The 18,081-nt window shown below is 65.7% G+C and carries 12 protein-coding genes; 7 read left to right on the top strand and 5 right to left on the bottom strand.

What is annotated here, in order from left to right; translation table 11 throughout:
• Nucleotides 1-72 precede the first annotated feature (72 nt).
• The 7 genes from prfB (at nt 73) to MRBLST15_RS03530 (ending at nt 11,057) form a co-directional block, all read left to right on the top strand.
• Nucleotides 73-1,198, top strand: a protein-coding gene (gene prfB, locus MRBLST15_RS03560) for a peptide chain release factor 2 (protein ID WP_099818762.1) whose coding sequence is annotated in 2 segments (ribosomal slippage) — nt 73-147 and nt 149-1,198 — 1,125 coding nt in all. Because the reading frame shifts where the segments join, the coding sequence is not laid out codon by codon here.
• A gap of 99 nt (nt 1,199-1,297) precedes the next feature.
• Nucleotides 1,298-2,080, top strand: coding sequence for a helix-turn-helix transcriptional regulator (locus MRBLST15_RS03555; RefSeq protein WP_100465254.1), 783 nt, complete (start codon nt 1,298-1,300; stop codon nt 2,078-2,080).
• A 664-nt stretch (nt 2,081-2,744) separates the two neighbouring features.
• Entirely contained in the window at nt 2,745-4,136 is a 1,392-nt protein-coding gene (locus tag MRBLST15_RS03550) for an NAD-dependent succinate-semialdehyde dehydrogenase (RefSeq protein ID WP_367785238.1), read from the top strand.
• Nucleotides 4,137-4,211: 75 nt separating this feature from the next.
• Complete coding sequence (locus MRBLST15_RS03545; RefSeq protein ID WP_099818359.1) at nt 4,212-5,852, top strand: acetolactate synthase large subunit; 1,641 nt, start codon at nt 4,212-4,214, stop codon at nt 5,850-5,852.
• Between the two features lie 175 nt (nt 5,853-6,027).
• A complete protein-coding gene (gene lysS / locus MRBLST15_RS03540; RefSeq protein WP_367785237.1) occupies nt 6,028-7,539 on the top strand; it encodes a lysine--tRNA ligase in 1,512 nt (503 codons plus the stop codon).
• Between the two features lie 204 nt (nt 7,540-7,743).
• Nucleotides 7,744-8,889: a response regulator gene (locus MRBLST15_RS03535; RefSeq protein ID WP_025878945.1), complete on the top strand. Its 1,146-nt coding sequence runs from the start codon at nt 7,744-7,746 to the stop codon at nt 8,887-8,889.
• On the top strand, nt 8,886-11,057 hold the full coding sequence (locus MRBLST15_RS03530) for a response regulator (protein ID WP_312704878.1): 2,172 nt from the start codon (nt 8,886-8,888) through the stop codon (nt 11,055-11,057). The genes MRBLST15_RS03535 and MRBLST15_RS03530 overlap by 4 nt, the downstream gene beginning before the upstream one ends.
• Nucleotides 11,058-11,162: 105 nt before the next feature.
• Here the strand turns inward: MRBLST15_RS03530 and MRBLST15_RS03525 are convergent, their stop codons facing one another.
• From MRBLST15_RS03525 to betI, 5 genes are all read right to left on the bottom strand, one after another.
• Nucleotides 11,163-12,035 (bottom strand): crotonase/enoyl-CoA hydratase family protein, encoded by an 873-nt coding sequence (locus tag MRBLST15_RS03525; RefSeq protein ID WP_367785236.1) that lies wholly within the window; start codon nt 12,033-12,035, stop codon nt 11,163-11,165.
• Between the two features lie 161 nt (nt 12,036-12,196).
• On the bottom strand, nt 12,197-13,873 hold the full coding sequence (locus MRBLST15_RS03520) for a long-chain fatty acid--CoA ligase (RefSeq protein WP_367785235.1): 1,677 nt from the start codon (nt 13,871-13,873) through the stop codon (nt 12,197-12,199).
• Between the two features lie 207 nt (nt 13,874-14,080).
• Nucleotides 14,081-15,763 carry a choline dehydrogenase gene (betA, locus tag MRBLST15_RS03515; protein WP_265953469.1) on the bottom strand — a complete coding sequence of 561 codons (1,683 nt, stop codon included), beginning with the start codon at nt 15,761-15,763 and terminating at the stop codon, nt 14,081-14,083.
• 101 nt (nt 15,764-15,864) lie between these two features.
• Nucleotides 15,865-17,337, bottom strand: a complete 1,473-nt coding sequence (gene betB / locus MRBLST15_RS03510) for a betaine-aldehyde dehydrogenase (RefSeq protein WP_312704882.1) — start codon at nt 17,335-17,337, stop codon at nt 15,865-15,867.
• 41 nt (nt 17,338-17,378) lie between these two features.
• Entirely contained in the window at nt 17,379-17,969 is a 591-nt protein-coding gene (betI, locus tag MRBLST15_RS03505; protein ID WP_367785234.1) for a transcriptional regulator BetI, read from the bottom strand.
• Between the last annotated feature and the right edge of the window lie 112 nt (nt 17,970-18,081).

Raw genomic sequence — 18,081 nt, 5'->3', positions numbered from 1 at the left:
CCGGCTTTTGCGCCGGTTCACTCCGGGCTGCGGTATCATTTGCAGTCATCTTTTGAATGCAAAACCGCCGACATGATCGAACTGAATCCTGTCCGCCAGCGCATCGCCGATCTGACCGATCGCGTGTTGTCGCTCCGGGGGTATCTTTGACTACGACGCCAAGAAAGAGCGTCTTGAAGAAGTAACGCGGGAGCTGGAAAGCCCCGACGTCTGGAACAACGCCGAGTACGCCCAGAACCTGGGGCGCGAGCGCTCGACCCTGGAAAAGACCGTGGGTGGTATCGCCGCGGTGCTGGAAGGCCTGAGCGACGCCACCGAACTGCTGGAGCTGGCCGAGTCCGAGCAGGACGAGGACACCGCGCTGGCCGTGGTGGCCGACCTGGACAAGCACCAGGCGCACGTGGAGAAGCTGGAGTTCCAGCGCATGTTCTCCGGCCAGATGGACACCGCCCCGGCGTTCGTCGACATCCAGGCCGGCGCCGGTGGTACCGAAGCCCAGGACTGGGCCGAGATCCTGCTGCGCATGTACCTGCGCTGGTGCGAATCGCGTGGCTGGAAGACCGAGCTGATGGAAGTGTCCGGTGGCGACGTCGCGGGCATCAAGTCGGCCACGCTGCGCGTGGAAGGTGATTACGCCTATGGCTGGCTGAAGACCGAGACCGGCGTGCACCGCCTGGTGCGCAAGTCGCCGTTCGACTCGGACAACCGCCGCCATACCAGCTTCACCTCGGTGTTCGTGTCGCCGGAAGTAGACAACAACATCGAAATCGACATCAACCCGGCCGATCTGCGTACCGATGTGTACCGCTCGTCCGGTGCGGGTGGTCAGCACGTCAACAAGACCGAGTCGGCGGTGCGTATCACCCACATTCCGACCAACACGGTCGTGGCCTGCCAGACCGGCCGCAGCCAGCACCAGAACCGCGACAACGCGATGAAGATGCTGGCCGCCAAGCTGTACGAGCTGGAAATCCAGAAGCGCAATGCCGAGCGTGATGCGGTGGAAGCCACCAAGTCCGACATCGGCTGGGGCAGCCAGATCCGCAACTACGTGCTCGACCAGAGCCGTATCAAGGACCTGCGCACCGGCATCGAGCGTTCGGATACGCAGAAGGTGCTCGATGGTGACCTGGACGAGTTCGTCGAGGCCAGCCTGAAGGCCGGCCTGGCGGTTGGCTCCAAGCGCATCGATGCCTGATGCGTGCCCGGCGACAGCGGTACCGTCCGCTGCCCGGGCCCTGTATTGCGGGACGTCATGGGCGTCCCGCAATGCTGTTGAAACCTGCAGGGCAGGGTGATGATGCGCAGTGAAGCCGAACGCAAGGAACTGGGTGGCTTTCTCAAGGCCTGCCGCGCGCGGGTCGAGCCAGCAACACTGGGGCTGCCAGCGGGGCGCAGGCGCACGCCGGGCCTGAAGCGCGAGGAAGTCGCGCTGGCGATCGGGGTCAGCGTCAGCTGGTACACCTGGATCGAGCAGGGCCGCGAAGTGCGGGCCTCGCCCGAGGTGCTGGAGCGCCTGGCGCAGGTGCTGCGGATGAGCGATGACGAGCGCGCCTACGCGTTCGCGCTGTCCGGCTACGGGGTGCCGCTGGAATCGCCCGACGAGACGGTGACCGACGGCCTGCGTCAACTGGTGGAGGCGATGCAGCCGATCCCCGCCTACGTGCGCAATACCCGTTTCGACATCCTGGCCTGGAATCCGGCCATCGCCGACCTGTTTGTCGACTACGGTCAGTTGGCGCCGCATGAGCGCAATACGCTGCGGCTGATGTTCCTGTATCCGCCGTACAGAACGTTGATCCTCAACTGGGAAGAAATGACCCGCGGCCTGCTGGCCAGCTTCCGCGCAGCGATGGCGCAGGCACCGGACAAGGCGCCGTTCCTGGCGCTGGCCGAGGACATCGGCACGCACAGCGAGCAGTTCCGTGAGTGGTGGCCGGAACACGATGTCCGTCGTTTCGACGAAGGTGCCAAGAAGCTGAACCATCCCACGCGCGGGTTGCTGGACCTGCAGTACGTGGCGCTGGTGCCGGAGAGCCGGCATGACCTGTCACTGGTGACCTACCTGCCGCGCAGGTAGGGGGTTGTTCGGCAGGGCTTGCAGCCCTGCACCTGCAGAGGCCAGAGCCGAAGCAACAGCAACAGCAACAGCGGGCTTTCCGTGGGTTGGCGGGGCGGTGTCGGATTACGGGGACGCCGTGAACCCGTCCATGGGGGCTTGGCCGCGGCATCCATGCCGCGGACACCCCGCAATCCGACACCGCCCCGCCTCTGACAGATCCCCGCGATCGGGTAGATCCACGCCATGCGTGGATGCTTCTCGGTTTCAATTCGAGATATTCGATCTCGATGGAAATTCATCCACGCATGGCGTGGATCTACCGTGTCGACCAAGGTCGACACCTACCAACAGCAGCAGGAAATTGTCGAAGGCGGGGTGGGTCCGGTGGCGGGAGTGTCCGCGGCATGGATGCCGCGGCCAAGCCCCCATGGATGGGTTTACGGCGTCTCCCGCCACCGGACCCACCCCGCCATCCCACGGAGTGCCGCTGTTGCTGTTGCTTCCGCTGTTGCTGTTGCCTCTGCGGGTGCAGGGCGCAGCCCTGCCGATAACCCTAACCCCATTCAGGCAGGTAAGTGCAGGTCACAGGATAAACAGACGCCTTGTTGCCTCCGCTGATCGGGTCCACATTCCTTGTCAGTAAACGGGCAGCCGCCCGTTGTCGAGACAACAGGAGACCTGCATGTCCGCTTCTCCCGCAGCCCCCGCTGCCATTTCCCGCGACCCGGCCACCGGCCAGCAGATCGCCAGCCACCCCTTCGCCACTGACGCCGAGCTGGAAGCGATCCTTGATCGCGGCCAGGCCGGCTTTGTTGCCTGGAGTGCGCAGTCACTCGAACAACGCGCGGGCGTGCTGCGTGCGATGGCAGCCGTGCTGCGTCGCGACCGCGAGCCCCTGGCCGCGCTGGCCACCGCCGAGATGGGCAAGGTCCACGCCGAGTCGCTGGCGGAGATCGAGAAGTGCGCGGTGCTGTGCGACTGGTACGCCGACAACGGCGCGGCGTTCCTGCGCGACGAGCCGACCGCGGTGGCCGACAACAAGGCCCATGTTTCCTACCTGCCGCTAGGCGTGGTGCTCGGCATCATGCCGTGGAACTTCCCGTACTGGCAGGTGATGCGCGCGGCCGTTCCGATCCTGATGGGCGGCAATGGCTTCCTGCTGAAGCCTGCCGAAAACATCGTCGGCACCGCCGGGCTGCTCGCCGCTGCGTGGCGCGATGCGGGCCTGCCGGAGGGCACCTTCATTGCCGCCAACATCAGCCGCGAGGGCACCAGTGCTGCCATCGCCGATGACCGCATCGCGGCAGTGACCCTCACCGGCAGCGTTGCCGCGGGGCGCAGCATCGCCGCGCAGGCCGGGCAGGCGCTGAAGAAGGTGGTGCTTGAACTGGGTGGCTCGGATCCGTTCATCGTGCTGGCCGACGCCGACCTGGACGCCGCAGTCGATGCCGCGGTGGCCTCGCGCTTCCAGAACACCGGGCAGGTGTGCATTGCCGGCAAGCGCATCATCGTCGAAGACGCCGTGTATGAGCGTTTCGTGGCGCTGTTCTGCGAGCGCGTGCAGGCGCTGACCGTGGGCGATGGCCGCGAGGCCGGCAACCGGATCGGCCCGATGGCCCGCCAGGACCTGCTTGAACAGCTTGATGCTCAGGTGCGCGCCTCGGTCGAGGCCGGAGCGCAGTTGCTGGTCGGCGGCAAGCAGCTTGATCGCCCCGGCAGCTTCTATGCACCTACCGTGCTGGCCGGCGTCGAGCCGGGCATGCAGGCCTTCGACACCGAGACCTTCGGGCCGGTGGCCTCGATCAGCCGCGCGCGCGACGCCGACCATGCGGTGGAACTGGCCAACCAGAGCGAGTTCGGGCTCAGCGGCAATCTGTGGACGGGCGACCACGCCCGTGCGATGCAGCTGGCGCGCCGGCTGCAGACCGGTGGCGTGTTCGTCAACGGCTTCTCGGCCTCCGATCCGCGCGTGCCGATCGGCGGCGTGAAGAAAAGTGGCTTCGGCCGCGAACTGTCGCACTTCGGTATCCGCGAATTCGTCAACGCGCAGACGGTGTGGTTCGACCGCCGTTGACGCGGGCCATCCACGCTTGCTGTCAGCATCCCTGCAACGTTCCATCATCACGCACTGCGAGAAGGACGTCATTCCATGTCCAAGGGTTCCGATCTGCTCGTCGCCGCACTCGAAAACGAGGGCGTCGAGCGCATTTTTGGCATTCCCGGTGAAGAGAACCTCGATGTCGTCGAGTCGCTTCGCCACTCCAGCATCGAGCTGGTCATCACCCGCCACGAACAGGCTGCCGTGTTCATGGCCGCCACCTACGGCCGCCTGACCGGCAAGCCGGGCGTCTGCCTGGCCACGCTCGGCCCGGGCGCTCTGAACTTCACCACCGGTGCGGCCTATGCGCTGCTCGGCGCGTGGCCGGTGATCATGATCACCGGGCAGAAGGGCATCGTTGCCAGCAAGCAGGCGCGCTTCCAGATCGTCGACATCGTCAGCACGATGAAGCCGCTGACCAAGTCCGCACGGCAGATCGTCTCGGCACGCACCATCCCGACCATCGTCCGCGAGGCGTTCCGCACCGCTCTGGAAGAGCGTCCCGGCCCGGTGCTGCTGGAACTGCCCGAGGACATCGCGGCGATGGAGGTCGAGGACGTCGCACTGATCCCGCCGCACCCGGTGGATCGGCCCATTGCCAGCCCCGAGGCGCTGGACCGCGCGGCGCAGATCATCCGCGATGCCAAGCGTCCGCTGCTGGTGATCGCCTCGGCGGCCTCGCGGCCGCAGTCCAGCGAGGCGCTGTCGGCGTTCGTGCTGCGCGCCGGCATTCCGTTCGTCACCACGCAGATGGGCAAAGGCGCGGTGGCCGGCGGCTCGGGCCTGTACATGGGCACGGCGGCGCTGAGCGAGCGCGACTACGTGCACATGGCCATCGACCAGGCCGATGTGATCGTGACCATTGGCCACGAGGTGACGGAGAAGCCGCCGTTCGTGATGCGCCCGGGTGGCCGCACGGTCATCCACATCGGGTATTCGCAGGCCGCGGTAGAGCAGGTGTACTTCCCGCAGGTGGAGGTGATCGGCGATATCGGCCGCTCGCTGACCCTGCTGGCCGACCGTATCGAAGGCAAGGTCGACAACGCCGCTGCGCTGCTGCCGTTGCGCGCGACGATCCTGGAGCACATCGCCGATCGTGCCGAAGAGGCCGGCTTCACGCCGCAGCGGCTGGTGCATGACGTGCGCCAGGTGATGCCGCCGGACGGCATCGTGGCGCTGGACAACGGCATGTACAAGATCTGGTTCGCGCGCAACTACCGCACCCAGGTGGCGAACACGCTGTTGCTGGACAACGCATTGGCAACGATGGGGGCGGGGCTGCCGTCGGCGATCATGGCCTCGATCCTGTACCCGCAGCGCCGCGTGCTGGCGGTGTGTGGCGATGGCGGTTTCATGATGAACAGCCAGGAGCTGGAGACCGCGCGTCGGCTGGGACTGAATCTGGTGGTGCTGATCCTCAACGACGGTGCCTACGGCATGATCCGCTGGAAGCAGGCGGTGGATGGTTTTGCCGACTACGGCATGACCTTCGGCAATCCGGACTTCGTCAAATACGCCGAGGCCTATGGCTGTCAGGGGCATGAGGTGACGGCGATCGAGCAGTTCATTCCGACGTTGGAAGCGGCGTTCACGGCGGGCGGCGTGCACCTGGTGTCGGTGCCGATTGATTATTCGGAGAACCAGCGGGTGCTGGTGGACGAGCTGCGGCAGGCATTCCCCGGGAACGGGTAGGTGCGGATGGTTGGGTAGCGCCGGGCCATGCCCGGCGGATTTCCGGAGAACGACCGCCGGGCATGGCCCGGCGCTACCGGTTCCGCCGAGGCCGGGGCAGGGCGCTTTTGGTATGCTGGGCAACCGGCTGTGCCGGGCGCAAGACTCCCCCTCACTACACGATTCCCGCAGATCCATGAGCGAAGCTACCGATACCCCCCCCGTCGACGAAAACAAGTTGATCGCCGAGCGCCGTGAGAAACTCAAAGCGCTGCGTGGGCAGGGCATCGCGTACCCGAACGACTTCCGTCGCGAGGACTTCGCCGGCAGCCTGCAGGATGAGTTCGCCGACGCGGAACAGTGGACCGCCGAAACCCTGGAAGGCAACGGCCGCCAAGTGAAGATGGCCGGTCGCCTGATGGCCAAGCGGGTCATGGGCAAGGCCAGCTTCGCCCAGATCCAGGACGAATCCGGCCGCATCCAGCTGTTCCTGCAGGGCAGCGTGCTGGGCGATGCCTACACCGCCTTCAAGGGCTGGGACGTGGGCGACATCATTGCGGTCGAAGGTGGCCTGACCCGTACCAAGACCGGCGAGCTGTCGGTCAAGGCCGAGTCGATCCGCCTGCTGACCAAGTCGCTGCGCCCGCTGCCGGACAAGTGGCACGGCCTGGCCGACGTCGAGCAGCGCTACCGCCAGCGCTATGTCGACCTGATCGTGACCCCGGAGTCGCGTGCGGTCTTCATCAAGCGCTCGAAGATCATCCGTGCGATGCGTGCATGGCTGGACAACCGCGACTTCCTCGAAGTCGAGACGCCGATGATGCATTACATCCCCGGCGGCGCGGCGGCCAAGCCGTTCACCACCCACCACAACGCGCTGGACCTTGACCTGTACCTGCGCGTGGCGCCGGAGCTGTACCTCAAGCGCCTGACCGTCGGTGGCCTGGAGCGCGTCTACGAGATCAACCGCAACTTCCGCAACGAAGGTGTCAGCACCCGCCACAACCCGGAATTCACCATGATGGAGCTGTACGAGGCGTATGCCACGTACAACGAGATCATGGACCTCACCGAAGGCGTGATCCGTGACGTGGCACAGTCGGTGAACGGCTCCACCACGGTGGAGTGGGACGGCGCCAACATCGACCTGGGCCCGGCCTTCCGCCGCTGGCGCATGGACGAAGCCGTGCGCCACCACAACCCGGAAATCACCGCGGCCGACTGCACCGACCGTGACGCGCTGCTGCGCCATTGCGAGCGCTTGAAGATCCGCGTCAAGCCGTCCTACGGCTGGGGCAAACTGCTGCTTGAGATCTTCGAAGCCACCGTCGAGCATACCCTGATCCAGCCGACCTTCATCACCGATCACCCGGTAGAGGTCTCGCCGCTGGCCCGCGCGAACGACAACGATCCGGGCTACACCGACCGCTTCGAGCTGTTCGTCAACGGCAAGGAACTGGCCAACGGCTTCTCCGAGTTGAACGACCCGGAAGACCAGGCCCAGCGCTTCCAGGCCCAGGTGGCGGCGAAGGAAGGCGGCGACGACGAGGCCATGCACTACGACGCCGACTACATCCGTGCGCTGGAGTACGGCATGGCGCCGACCGGCGGCCTTGGCATCGGCGTCGATCGCCTGGTGATGCTGCTGACCGGCAGCAGCTCGATCCGCGACGTACTGCTGTTCCCGTACATGCGTCCGGAGCAGTAACCGGCGTTTTTCGGTGTCTGTTTGTGCGCGCCGTCCCGGTTTGAGACGGCGCCATTGACGCATCCCGCACTCGGCGTATCGTTATTGCACAACCTTGACACCGGCTATGGCTTGATGGCGTCAGGGGAGGCCGCAATGTGGAGAATTCGCTTCACATTGTGACGACGATCATGAATCGGGGAGCTTGTGACGGGAGTCGAGCCGATGCAGGGTGCCAGCGTGCACAGCGGCGGGGTATCCTCGCCCGCTGACCTTTCAGCATGGTCGAGAAAGCAGGCAGAGAACGCCTTGAACATCGTCATCGTCGACGACCAGACTTCCGCACGGACGATGCTTCGTCACGTCATCGAGGACATCGCGCCGGAACTGAGCGTGCATGACTTCGGCGATCCGTTGACCGCGTTGGCATGGTGCGAATCGTATCCGGTCGACCTGCTGCTTCTCGATTACCGCATGCCGGAGATGGACGGGCTGGAATTCGCCCGCCGCTTCCGTCGGCTGCCCAAACACCGCGATATTCCGGTGATCCTGATCACCGTGGTCGGCGACGAGCCGATCCGCCAGGCGGCGCTCGAAGCCGGGGTGATCGATTTCCTGGTCAAGCCGATCCGCCCGCGAGAGCTGCGCGCACGCTGCTACAACCTGCTGCAGCTGCGTCAGCAGACCGAAAACGTGAAGCAGCGCGCGCTGTCACTGGAACAGCGGCTGCTGGCCAGCATGCATGAAGTGGAGGAGCGCGAGCGCGAGACGCTTTCGCGGCTGGCACGTGCGATCGAGTTCCGTGATGCCGGCACCAGTGCCTATCTCGAACGGATGGCGCGCGTGGCTGGCTTGATCGCCGAGCAGCTTGGCCTGCCGGAAGACGACGTCAAGCTGATCGAAATGGCCGCGCCGCTGCACGACATGGGCAAGATCGCCATTCCCGATGCGGTGCTGCTGAAGCAGGGCAAGCTCAATGATGAGGAGCTGGCGATCATGCGCCGGCATCCGCGCATTGGCCATGAACTGCTCAGTGGCAGCCAGAACCGCTTCATCCAGGTCGGTGCATTGATCGCGCTGCGCCACCATGAGCGTTACGACGGCAGTGGTTATCCCGATGGCCTGGTCGGCGACGCGATTCCGCTGGAGGCACGCATCGTTGCCGTGGCCGACGTGTTCGATGCGCTGATCTCGCCGCGCCCCTACAAGGAAGCGTGGACGATGGAAGCCACCATGGCTTACCTGTACGCCCAGCGCGGGCGACTGTTCGATCCGCGTTGCGTGGATGCGTTGCTGCGCGGACGTGAGCAGCTGGAGCAGATCTGCGCCGAGCACTCCACCGCCTCCGCACGGCCGGGACTGGGCGCGTGAAACGTCTGCTGTCGCGATTGCGGTTGCGCCTGTCCCAGCGCCAGGACAGCGAGCACGGGCAGCAGATCGTCCGCATCATCCTGATCAGCCTGATCCTGGCGTACGTGTTGTTGCCTTCGGCGCGGCATGAACTGCCGCACGCCCAGTATGTCGGTGTGCTGGCGATCGTGCTGACCGGCCTGAGCCTGTCGCTGCTGTTGTTCGGCTGGCTGCTGTGGCGACCGGAACGCTCCGATCCCCGGCGCGTACTGGGCATGCTGGCCGACTATGGCCTGATCGCCGCCGGCATGATCCAGATGGGTGAGCCACTGTCGTGGGTCTACATCGTGGTGATGTGGGTGACGGTCGGCAACGGCATGCGCTTCGGCAATCACTACCTGTATGTGGCCGTGGCGATGGCGATGGTCAGCTTCGGCAGCACCGCGCTGTCCACGCCGTACTGGCAGCAGAACGCACGCCTGGCCATCGGACTGTGGCTTGGCCTTGCGGCGGTTCCGCTGTATTTTTCCACGCTGCTGCGGCAGTTGACCGAGGCGATGGCCGAAGCGCGGCGCGCCAGCGAAGCCAAGAGTCGATTCCTGGCCAACATGAGCCACGAGTTTCGCACCCCACTCAATGGATTGAATGGCATGACAGAAGTGTTGGCCACCACGCGCCTGGATGACGAGCAGCGTGAGTGCGTGAGTACCATCCAGGCGTCATCGCGCAGCCTGCTGGCGCTGGTCGAGGAAGTGCTGGACATCTCGGCGATCGAGGCCGGCAAGCTGCGCGTCGTTGCCGAGGATTTCGTTCTTTCCGAAGTGATCCAGGCCATCGGCCTGATCCTGTTGCCGCAGGCCAAGGCCAAGCGCCTGGACTATCGGGTGAAGGTAGCAGAGACCGTCCCGCCGACGCTGCGCGGCGATGTCGGGCATCTGCGGCAGATCCTGCTCAACCTCGCCGGCAATGCGGTCAAGTTCACCGACCACGGCCGCGTCGAGATCCGCGTCAGCGTTGTCCATGCCGACACGCAGGGTGGAGTGCGGCTGCGTTTCGACATTCTCGACACCGGCATTGGCGTCGCACCGGCGATGCGCCCGCGCTTGTTCGAGGCCTTCGAGCAGGCCGACGTCAGCATGGCCCGTCGCCATGAAGGTACCGGCCTGGGCACGACCATCGCCAAGGGGCTGGTCGAAGCGATGGACGGCGAGATCGGTTACCTGGACAACCCGCCGCAGGGCAGCCACTTCTGGGTGGAACTGCCGTTCGCGCCACCGCAGCCGGTGGTGCCGGGTGCGGTGCCGACCCTCGCTGCGGGCGACGAAGCCGGTGCCGGCGGCAATGTCATCGCCTTTGCCGATCCGTTCCTGCGCCATCGCGCGCGCGTACGCAGCATGCAGATCCTGGTCGCCGACGACCACGAGGCCAACCGCATGGTGCTGCAGCGGCTGCTGCAGAAGGCCGGGCACAAGGTGCTGTGCGTCGATGGTGGCGAGGCGGTGCTCGACGCACTGGCTGAAAGCGAGTTCGACGCGGCCATCGTCGATCTGCACATGCCGGGCATGAGTGGCCTGGACATGTTGAAGGAGCTGCGGGTGATGCAGGCCGGTGGCGGCCCGCGCACGCCGGTGCTGGTGCTCAGCGCCGACGTCACGCCCGAAGCGATCCAGCGTTGTACCCAGGCCGGTGCACACGCGTTCCTGGCCAAGCCTGTGGTGGCTGTGCGGCTGCTGGACACGCTGGCCGAGATCGCCAACAACGCCCAGCTCAAGGCAAGCGCGGCGCCGATCGTGCGCACCGCCACCAACCTCGATGGCGTGCTTGATACCGGCGTGCTGGATGAGCTGGCATCGCTGGGAATGGGCGAAGGTTTCGAGCGCGAGTTCATCCGGCAGTGCCTGGACGATGCCGAGTCGTGCCTGCGCAAGGCCGAAGGTGACGGCGAAGCGGCCCGCTGGGGCGCTTTCCGCGAGCAGTCGCACGCGATCAAGGGCGTAGCCAGCAACCTGGGCCTGGTGCGCGCGTCCAATCGTGCGGGTGAGTTGATGCGGATGGCCGACTGGCAGCTCAAGGCCGAATGGCGGCAGCGTCTTGCGGTGCTGCAGGGTGCGATCAAGGAAGGCCGGCAGGCGCTTGATGCACGCGCCGAACGCAAGGCGCGCGGCGTGGCCGACGACGGCGAACGCTAGCGCCGGTTCTGCCTCGCCTGTGCGGCGGGTTGCCCATGCGCGCAAGGGCCATAAAAAAAGCCCGGTGGCCAGCCGGGCTTGAACCCTGCGGGGGAGGGGAACGTATCAGGCCACATCCAGATTGGCGCGTCGGGTCTGCGCCTTGATCAAACGGTCCATGGTGCGCAGCGAACGGTCGCCCAGGGCCAGTGCCGAATCGACCCAGACCTTGGTGATTTCCAGCAGTTCGTCATAGCTGACCGCCTGTGCCAGGTTGCGCGCGGCATTCATCGCCAGGTACGACTGCGGCAGACGCTGCTGCTGGCGGATCATCTCTTCGACTGCACCGCGGCCCTCACCTTTCCTGACCAGCACGTCGACCACGCCCATCGCGTGCATCTCCTCGGCGCTGTAGACACGGCCGTCGAGGATGATCTTCTCGGCCAGCTGCGGTGCCACCCGGCGGCACAGGAACGAGTAGGCACCCATGCCCGGGAACAGGCCGAACAGCACTTCGGGCAGGCCCATGCCGCAGCCTTCCTCGGCCACGATGGTGTGGCAGGCCAGGGCCATTTCCAGGCCGCCACCGAGTGCATCGCCCTGGATCAGGGCGATCGAGCGGACGTCGCCGCCGAAGCCGGTGTGGAGGTGGTGCACACCCTCCACACAACGTTGGGCGTAGGTCAGCAGCAGGTCGCGGTTGCCTTCGCGGATCAGGCGGGTGAACAGGTCCAGGTCACCGCCCAGGTTGTAGGCAGCGGCGTCGGAGGCCAGCACGAAATGGCGCAGCTGGCCGCTGTGGCGCTGTGCCGGGCTGCGGGTGATGGCGCTCATGTAGCTCCACATCTCGTCCAGCATGTCCTTCCGGCAGCAGGGACGCACGCCGGTGGAGGCATCGGCGTGCATGAACAGCCAGTGGGCGGCGCCGTCGGCGCTGTCCTGGGTGCGGATGGTGGCATAGGGCGAGCCGCTGCTCGGCAGCTTTTCGATGGTACTCATGGAAGGGTCCTCGGCGGTGCGGCCCGCAGATCAAGGTGGTGGCCGGCGGGCCGAACGGTCCACTCACGCGGCGATGCTACACCGGCCCCGGGCCCGCGCACGCGAAAAGGCCCGGGTCGTTGCCGACCCGGGCCTGAGCGCGTTCAACTTTCCGCAAACCCTTACGGGGCGGGCGTATCGCGGAGTTCGCGACGCAGGATCTTGCCGACGTTGGTCTTCGGCAGCTCTTTTCGGAATTCAACGATTCTGGGGTGCTTGTAGCCGGTCAGGTTGGCCCGGGCGTGTTCCTTGACCATCTCGGCGGTCAGGTTCGGGTCCTTCTTGACGATGACCACCTTGACCACCTCGCCGGACTTCTCGTCCGGTACGCCCACTGCGGCCACTTCCAGCACGCCCGGCATCATCGCGATCACGTCTTCGACTTCATTCGGGTACACGTTGAAGCCGGACACCAGGATCATGTCCTTCTTGCGGTCGACGATGTAGAAGAAGCCGTGCTCGTCCATCTTCGCCATGTCGCCGGTGTGCAGCCAGTCGTCGGCGTCGATGGCCTTGGCGGTTTCCTCCGGGCGCTGCCAGTAGCCCTTCATCACCTGCGGGCCGCGGATGCACAGTTCGCCCACTTCACCCAGCGCCAGGATGTTGCCGTTGTCGTCCTTGATGCAGGCATCGGTGGAGGGGATCGGCAGGCCGATCGAGCCGTTGTACTCGGCCAGGGTAAGCGGGTTGATGCAGGCCGCCGGCGAGGTCTCGGTCAGGCCGTAGGCCTCGACCAGGGTGACGCCGGTGGTCTTCTTCCAGCGCTCGGCGACCGCACGCTGCACGGCCATGCCGCCGCCCAGGGTCACCTTCAGCGAGGAAAAATCGACCGTATCGAAGCCGGGGGTGTTGAGCAGGCCGTTGAACAGCGTGTTGACGCCGGTGATCGCAGTGAAGCGCACCGACTTGAGCTCCTTGACGAAGCCCTTCATGTCACGCGGGTTGGTGATGAGGTGGTTGCAGCCGCCGAACTTCATGAAGACCAGCCCGTTCGCCGTCAACGCGAAGATGTGGTACAGCGGCAGGGCGGTGATGATCCATTCCTTGCCCATCTCGATGCCCGACGCGCTGATCCAGGCCGAGGCCTGCTGCATGTTGGCGATCAGGTTGCGGTTGGTCAGCATCGCGCCCTTGGCCACGCCGGTGGTGCCGCCGGTGTACTGCAGGAACGCCACGTCGTCGTGGTCGATCTCGACCTTCGGCAGGGTGTGGCGGCTGCCCAGCTTGAGCGCCTGCTTGAAGCGGATCGCGCCCTTCAGATGGTAGTTGGGCACCATCTTCTTGATGTACTTGAGCACGAAGTTGACGATCGCGCCCTTGGCGCCGAGCAGGTCGCCCAGGCCGGTGGTGATGACCTGCTTGACCTGGGTATCGGCGATGACCTGTTCGACGGTGTCGCCGAAGTTGTCCACCACCACCAGTGCGGTCACGCCGGCATCGACCAGCTGATGCTTCAGCTCGCGCGCGGTGTACAGCGGGTTGACGTTGACCACGGTCAGGCCGGCACGCAGCACGCCGAAGGTGGCGATCGGGTACTGCAGGCAGTTGGGCATCATCAGGGCGACGCGGTCGCCCTTCTTGAGCTTCAGCTCGCCCAGCAGGTAAGCGGCGAACTGTTCGACCAGGGCGTCGGTCTCACCGTAGGTGAGGGTCTTGCCGAAACTGGAGTAGGCCGGTCGGTCGCGGTACTTCGCGACGGACGCGTCGAAGACCGAAACTACCGAATGGAACTCGTTGACGTCGATTTCGGCGGGAACGCCTTTCGGATAGCTCTGCAGCCAGGGACGATCCAGACTCATATTCCCCCTCCAGGAATCGTAATGATGGGTGCGGCGCGGACAGTATCCGCCAGAACCGCTCTCCGCAGCATACCGTCCCGTAGGGAAAACGCGAAGAGGCCCGCCGCGTAGCGGCTGGATGCGGCAAAAGACGCCGGGCATGGCCCGGCGCTACCGAAGGGGCAAAGGTGCCGGTAGCGCCGGGTCATGCCCGGCGGAGCAGCCGCGTCAGCCGCGGCTGCGCACGGGAGCGCCGTTGGCCTTGTAGTACGGCGCGGTGCTGCGCGGCAGCGGGGTGCGGCCACGGATCACATCGGCCAGCTTCTCGGCGATCATGATGGTCGGCGCGTTGAGGTTGCCGGTGACCACCTGCGGCATGATCGAGGCATCGACGATGCGCAGGGCTTCCAGGCCGTGCACGCGGCCCTGGCCGTCGACCACCGCCATCGGATCATCGGCGTGACCCATCTTGTTCGAGCACGACGGGTGGTAGGCGGTCTCGGCATGCTCGCGCACGAACGCATCGATCTGCGCATCGGTCTGCAGCGCGCTGCCCGGCGAGATCTCGCGGCCGCTGTACGGTGCCAGCGCCGGCTGCGCGAAGATTTCGCGGGTGATCCGGATCGCCGAGCGGAATTCGCGCCAGTCCTGGTCGTGCGACATGTAGTTGAACAGGATGCTCGGATCTTCGCGCGGATCCTTCGAGCGCACGTGGATGCGGCCGCGGCTGGGCGAGCGCATCGAGCCGACATGCATCTGGAAGCTGTGCGCCTTGATCGGGTTGGAGCCGTTGTAATTGATCGCCACCGGCAGGAAGTGATACTGCAGGTTGGGCCAGTCGAATTCGGCATCGCTGCGGATGAAGCCGCCCGCCTCGAACTGGTTGCTGGCGCCGATGCCGGTGCCCAGGAACAGCCATTCGGCGCCGATCGCCGGCTGGTTGTACAGCTTCAGTGCCGGGGCCAGCGAAACCGGCTTCTTGCACTCGTACTGCAGGTACATTTCCAGATGATCCTGCAGGTTGGCGCCGACGCCGGGCAGGTGATGCACCAGGTCGATGTCCAGGCTGCGCAGCAGGTCGGCCGGGCCGACGCCGGAGCGCTGCAGGATCTGCGGCGAGGCGATGGCGCCGCCGCACAGCAGCACTTCGCGGCGGGCGGTGGCGCGCTGCGGCTGGTCGTTGTGCAGCCACTGCACGCCCACGGCGCGCTTGCCCGAGAACAGGATGCGATCGGTCAGCGCGTGGGTGACGATGGTCAGGTTCGGACGCGGCTTGGCCAGGTCCAGGTAGCCACGCGCGGTGCTGGAGCGGCGGCCCTTCGGGGTGACCGTGCGGTCCATCGGACCGAAGCCTTCCTGCTGGTAGCCATTGAGATCGTCGGTGCGCGGGTAACCGGCCTGCACGCCGGCTTCGACCATTGCTGCGAACAGTTCGTTGTTGCCGGCCTTGGGCGTGGTGACGCGCAGCGGGCCGTCACCGCCGTGGTAGTCATTGGGGCCGATGTCGCGGGTTTCGGCCTTGCGGAAGTACGGCAGGCAGTCCAGGTAGGTCCAGTCTTCCAGGCCCGGCATGCCGGCCCAGTTGTCGTAGTCCATCGCGTTGCCGCGGATGTAGCACATGCCGTTGATCAGCGACGAACCGCCCAGGCCCTTGCCACGACCGCAATCCATCCGGCGGTTGTTCATGAAGGGCTCGGGATCGGTCTTGTACGCCCAGTTGTAGCGGCGGCCCTGCAGCGGGAAGGCCAGTGCGGCGGGCATCTGGGTACGGAAGTCGAGCCGGTAGTCCGGGCCACCGGCTTCCAGCAGCAGCACGCTGACATCGGCATCTTCGGTGAGGCGGGTGGCCAGCACGTTGCCGGCCGAACCGGCGCCGATGATGATGTAGTCGTACTCGTTATGGGTGCTCATGGTTGCTCTCCTGCAGGCCGGGCGCGCTGCATGCAGGCGTCCCGGCGGAATGTCGGATCGGCGCGGTGGCCGGACGATGGGCGGTGCTCAGGGCGCGCCGGTCAGAACACGCTGGCGTAGTCGCCCAGTTCGACCTGCACCGACTTGATGCGGGTGTAGTGGCCAAGGGTGGAGATGCCGTTCTCGCGGCCGACGCCGGACTGCTTGTAACCACCCACCGGCATTTCGGCGGGCGACTCGCCCCAGGTGTTGATCCAGCAGATGCCGGCTTCCAGGCGGTGGATGATGCGATGTGCGCGGCTGATGTCCTTGCTGACCACGCCTGCGGCCAGGCCGAAGGTAGTGTCGTTGGCACGACGCACCACTTCGTCCTCGTCGTCGTAGGCGAGGATGCTCATCACCGGCCCGAAGATTTCTTCCCGGACAATGGTCATGTCATCGCGGCAGTCGGAGAATACGGTCGGCAGCACATAGGCGCCCTCGGCCAGGGCGCCGTCGGTCGCGCGACCGCCGCCGGTCAGCAGGCGCGCGCCTTCGCTCTTGCCGCTTTCGATGAAGCGCAGCACGTTGTCCATATGCGGGAAGCTGGTCAGCGGGCCGAAGTTGGTCTCGGCGGCCATCGGGTCGCCGATGCGGATGCGCTTGACGCGCTCCACCACGGCGGCTTCGAACGCGGCCAGCATGCTGCGCGGCACGAACACGCGGGTGCCGTTGGTGCAGACCTGCCCGGAGCTGAAGAAGTTGGCCATCACCGCAATGTCGGCGGCACGGTCCAGATCGGCGTCGTCACAGATCACAAGCGGCGACTTGCCGCCCAGTTCCATGGTCACTTCCTTCAGCGACGACGACGCAGCGCTGGCCATGACCTTCTTGCCGGTAGCGACGCCGCCGGTGAAGGAGATCTTCTCGATCACCGGGTGCTCGGTCAGCCAGTTGCCGATCTCGCGGCCTGGGCCCTGCACGACATTGAACACGCCGTCCGGCACGCCCGCTTCGGTGTAGATCTCGGCGAGTTTGATCGCGGTCAGCGGGGTCACTTCGGACGGCTTGAACACCATCGCATTGCCGGCGGCCAGGGCCGGGGCCGACTTCCACATGGCGATCTGGATCGGATAGTTCCAGGCGCCGATGCCGGCGACCACGCCCAGCGGCTCGCGGCGGGTATAGAAGAAGCTCGATTCGCGCAGCGGCAGCTGGATGCCTTCGATGGCAGTGGCCAGGCCGGCGTAGTACTCCAGTACGTCGGCGCCGGTGACGATGTCCACCGTGGTGGTTTCGGCCAAAGCCTTGCCGGTATCCAGGGTTTCCAGATGGGCCAGCTCGTCATTGCGCTCGCGCAGGATCTCGACGGCGCGGCGCAGGATGCGCGAGCGCTCCATCGCGGTCATCGCTGCCCACACCTTCTGGCCTTCGCTTGCGCTTTCAACCGCGCGCTCGACATCGGCCTGGCTGGCGATCTGCACGTCGGCCAGTACCTGGCCAGTGGCCGGGTTGATGGTCTGGAAGGTCTTGCCACTGGTGGCGTCGACGCGGCGGCCGTGGATGTAGAGCTGTTGCACGGGCAGGGTGGTCATCGGCTTGCTCCTGGAAGGGGTGGGGCGGGTTCGTGGCGCGTTCAGGGCGCGTTGGCCTGCAATTGGAAATCGATATAGCCGTAGGCGATGCGACGTGCCTTGTCGGCGTTGAAGTCACCGCCGACCAGGCTGCCGCGCAGCCACAGGCCGTCGATCATCGCGGCCAGTCCGCGAGCGGACAGGCGTGCCTGCGCATGGGGCAACTGGCGGTTGAACTGGTGGCAGAGATTGGAGAACAGTCGCTGGTCGTTGGCACGCTGCAGCCGGGTCAGTTCCGGCTGGTGCATGCTCGCGGCCCAGAACGTCAGCCATACACGCATGGCGGTTCCGTTGGTCTGGCTGTCGTCGAAGTTGCCATCGACGATGGCGCGAAGCTGTGAACGTGCGTCATCGGACGCGGCGTCGCGATAGCGGGCGACGGCGGCCTTCAGCTCGCGCAGGATCTGCCGCATCGCCGCATTGAGCAGGCCGTCCTTGTCGCCGAAGTAGTGGGCGACGATGCCGCTGGACAGGCCGGCCTTCTTGGCGATGGTAGCGACGGTGGCATCGGCCATGCCGATCTCGTCGATGGTCTGGAAAGTGGCCCGGATCAGCTGCTCGCGGCGGACCGGTTCCACGCCTTTCTTCGGCATTGTCTCTCCACGGATTGCGACCCGGGATGCCGGGCTGGTGAAGATCATACTTTTTATTGATTGAACGTTCAATCAATAAACCCTACGATGCCGGTCGCGCCCCCACGCCATG

Origin of the sequence: Stenotrophomonas sp. LST15-1-1.1, from assembly GCF_040815575.1 — a bacterium.
GTDB lineage: Bacteria > Pseudomonadota > Gammaproteobacteria > Xanthomonadales > Xanthomonadaceae > Stenotrophomonas > Stenotrophomonas lactitubi_B.
This window is presented reverse-complemented; position numbering and strand designations above follow the sequence as displayed.

What these genes read in the sequence shown, in the direction of transcription:
- MRBLST15_RS03555 (WP_100465254.1), top strand. Translation starts at nt 1,298, where the DNA reads ATGATGCGCAGTGAAGCCGAACGCAAGGAACTGGGTGGCTTTCTCAAG.
- MRBLST15_RS03550 (WP_367785238.1), top strand. Translation starts at nt 2,745, where the DNA reads ATGTCCGCTTCTCCCGCAGCCCCCGCTGCCATTTCCCGCGACCCGGCC.
- MRBLST15_RS03545 (WP_099818359.1), top strand. Translation starts at nt 4,212, where the DNA reads ATGTCCAAGGGTTCCGATCTGCTCGTCGCCGCACTCGAAAACGAGGGC.
- lysS (WP_367785237.1), top strand. Translation starts at nt 6,028, where the DNA reads ATGAGCGAAGCTACCGATACCCCCCCCGTCGACGAAAACAAGTTGATC.
- MRBLST15_RS03535 (WP_025878945.1), top strand. Translation starts at nt 7,744, where the DNA reads ATGCAGGGTGCCAGCGTGCACAGCGGCGGGGTATCCTCGCCCGCTGAC.
- MRBLST15_RS03525 (WP_367785236.1), bottom strand. Translation starts at nt 12,035, where the DNA reads ATGAGTACCATCGAAAAGCTGCCGAGCAGCGGCTCGCCCTATGCCACC.
- MRBLST15_RS03520 (WP_367785235.1), bottom strand. Translation starts at nt 13,873, where the DNA reads ATGAGTCTGGATCGTCCCTGGCTGCAGAGCTATCCGAAAGGCGTTCCC.
- betA (WP_265953469.1), bottom strand. Translation starts at nt 15,763, where the DNA reads ATGAGCACCCATAACGAGTACGACTACATCATCATCGGCGCCGGTTCG.
- betB (WP_312704882.1), bottom strand. Translation starts at nt 17,337, where the DNA reads ATGACCACCCTGCCCGTGCAACAGCTCTACATCCACGGCCGCCGCGTC.
- betI (WP_367785234.1), bottom strand. Translation starts at nt 17,969, where the DNA reads ATGCCGAAGAAAGGCGTGGAACCGGTCCGCCGCGAGCAGCTGATCCGG.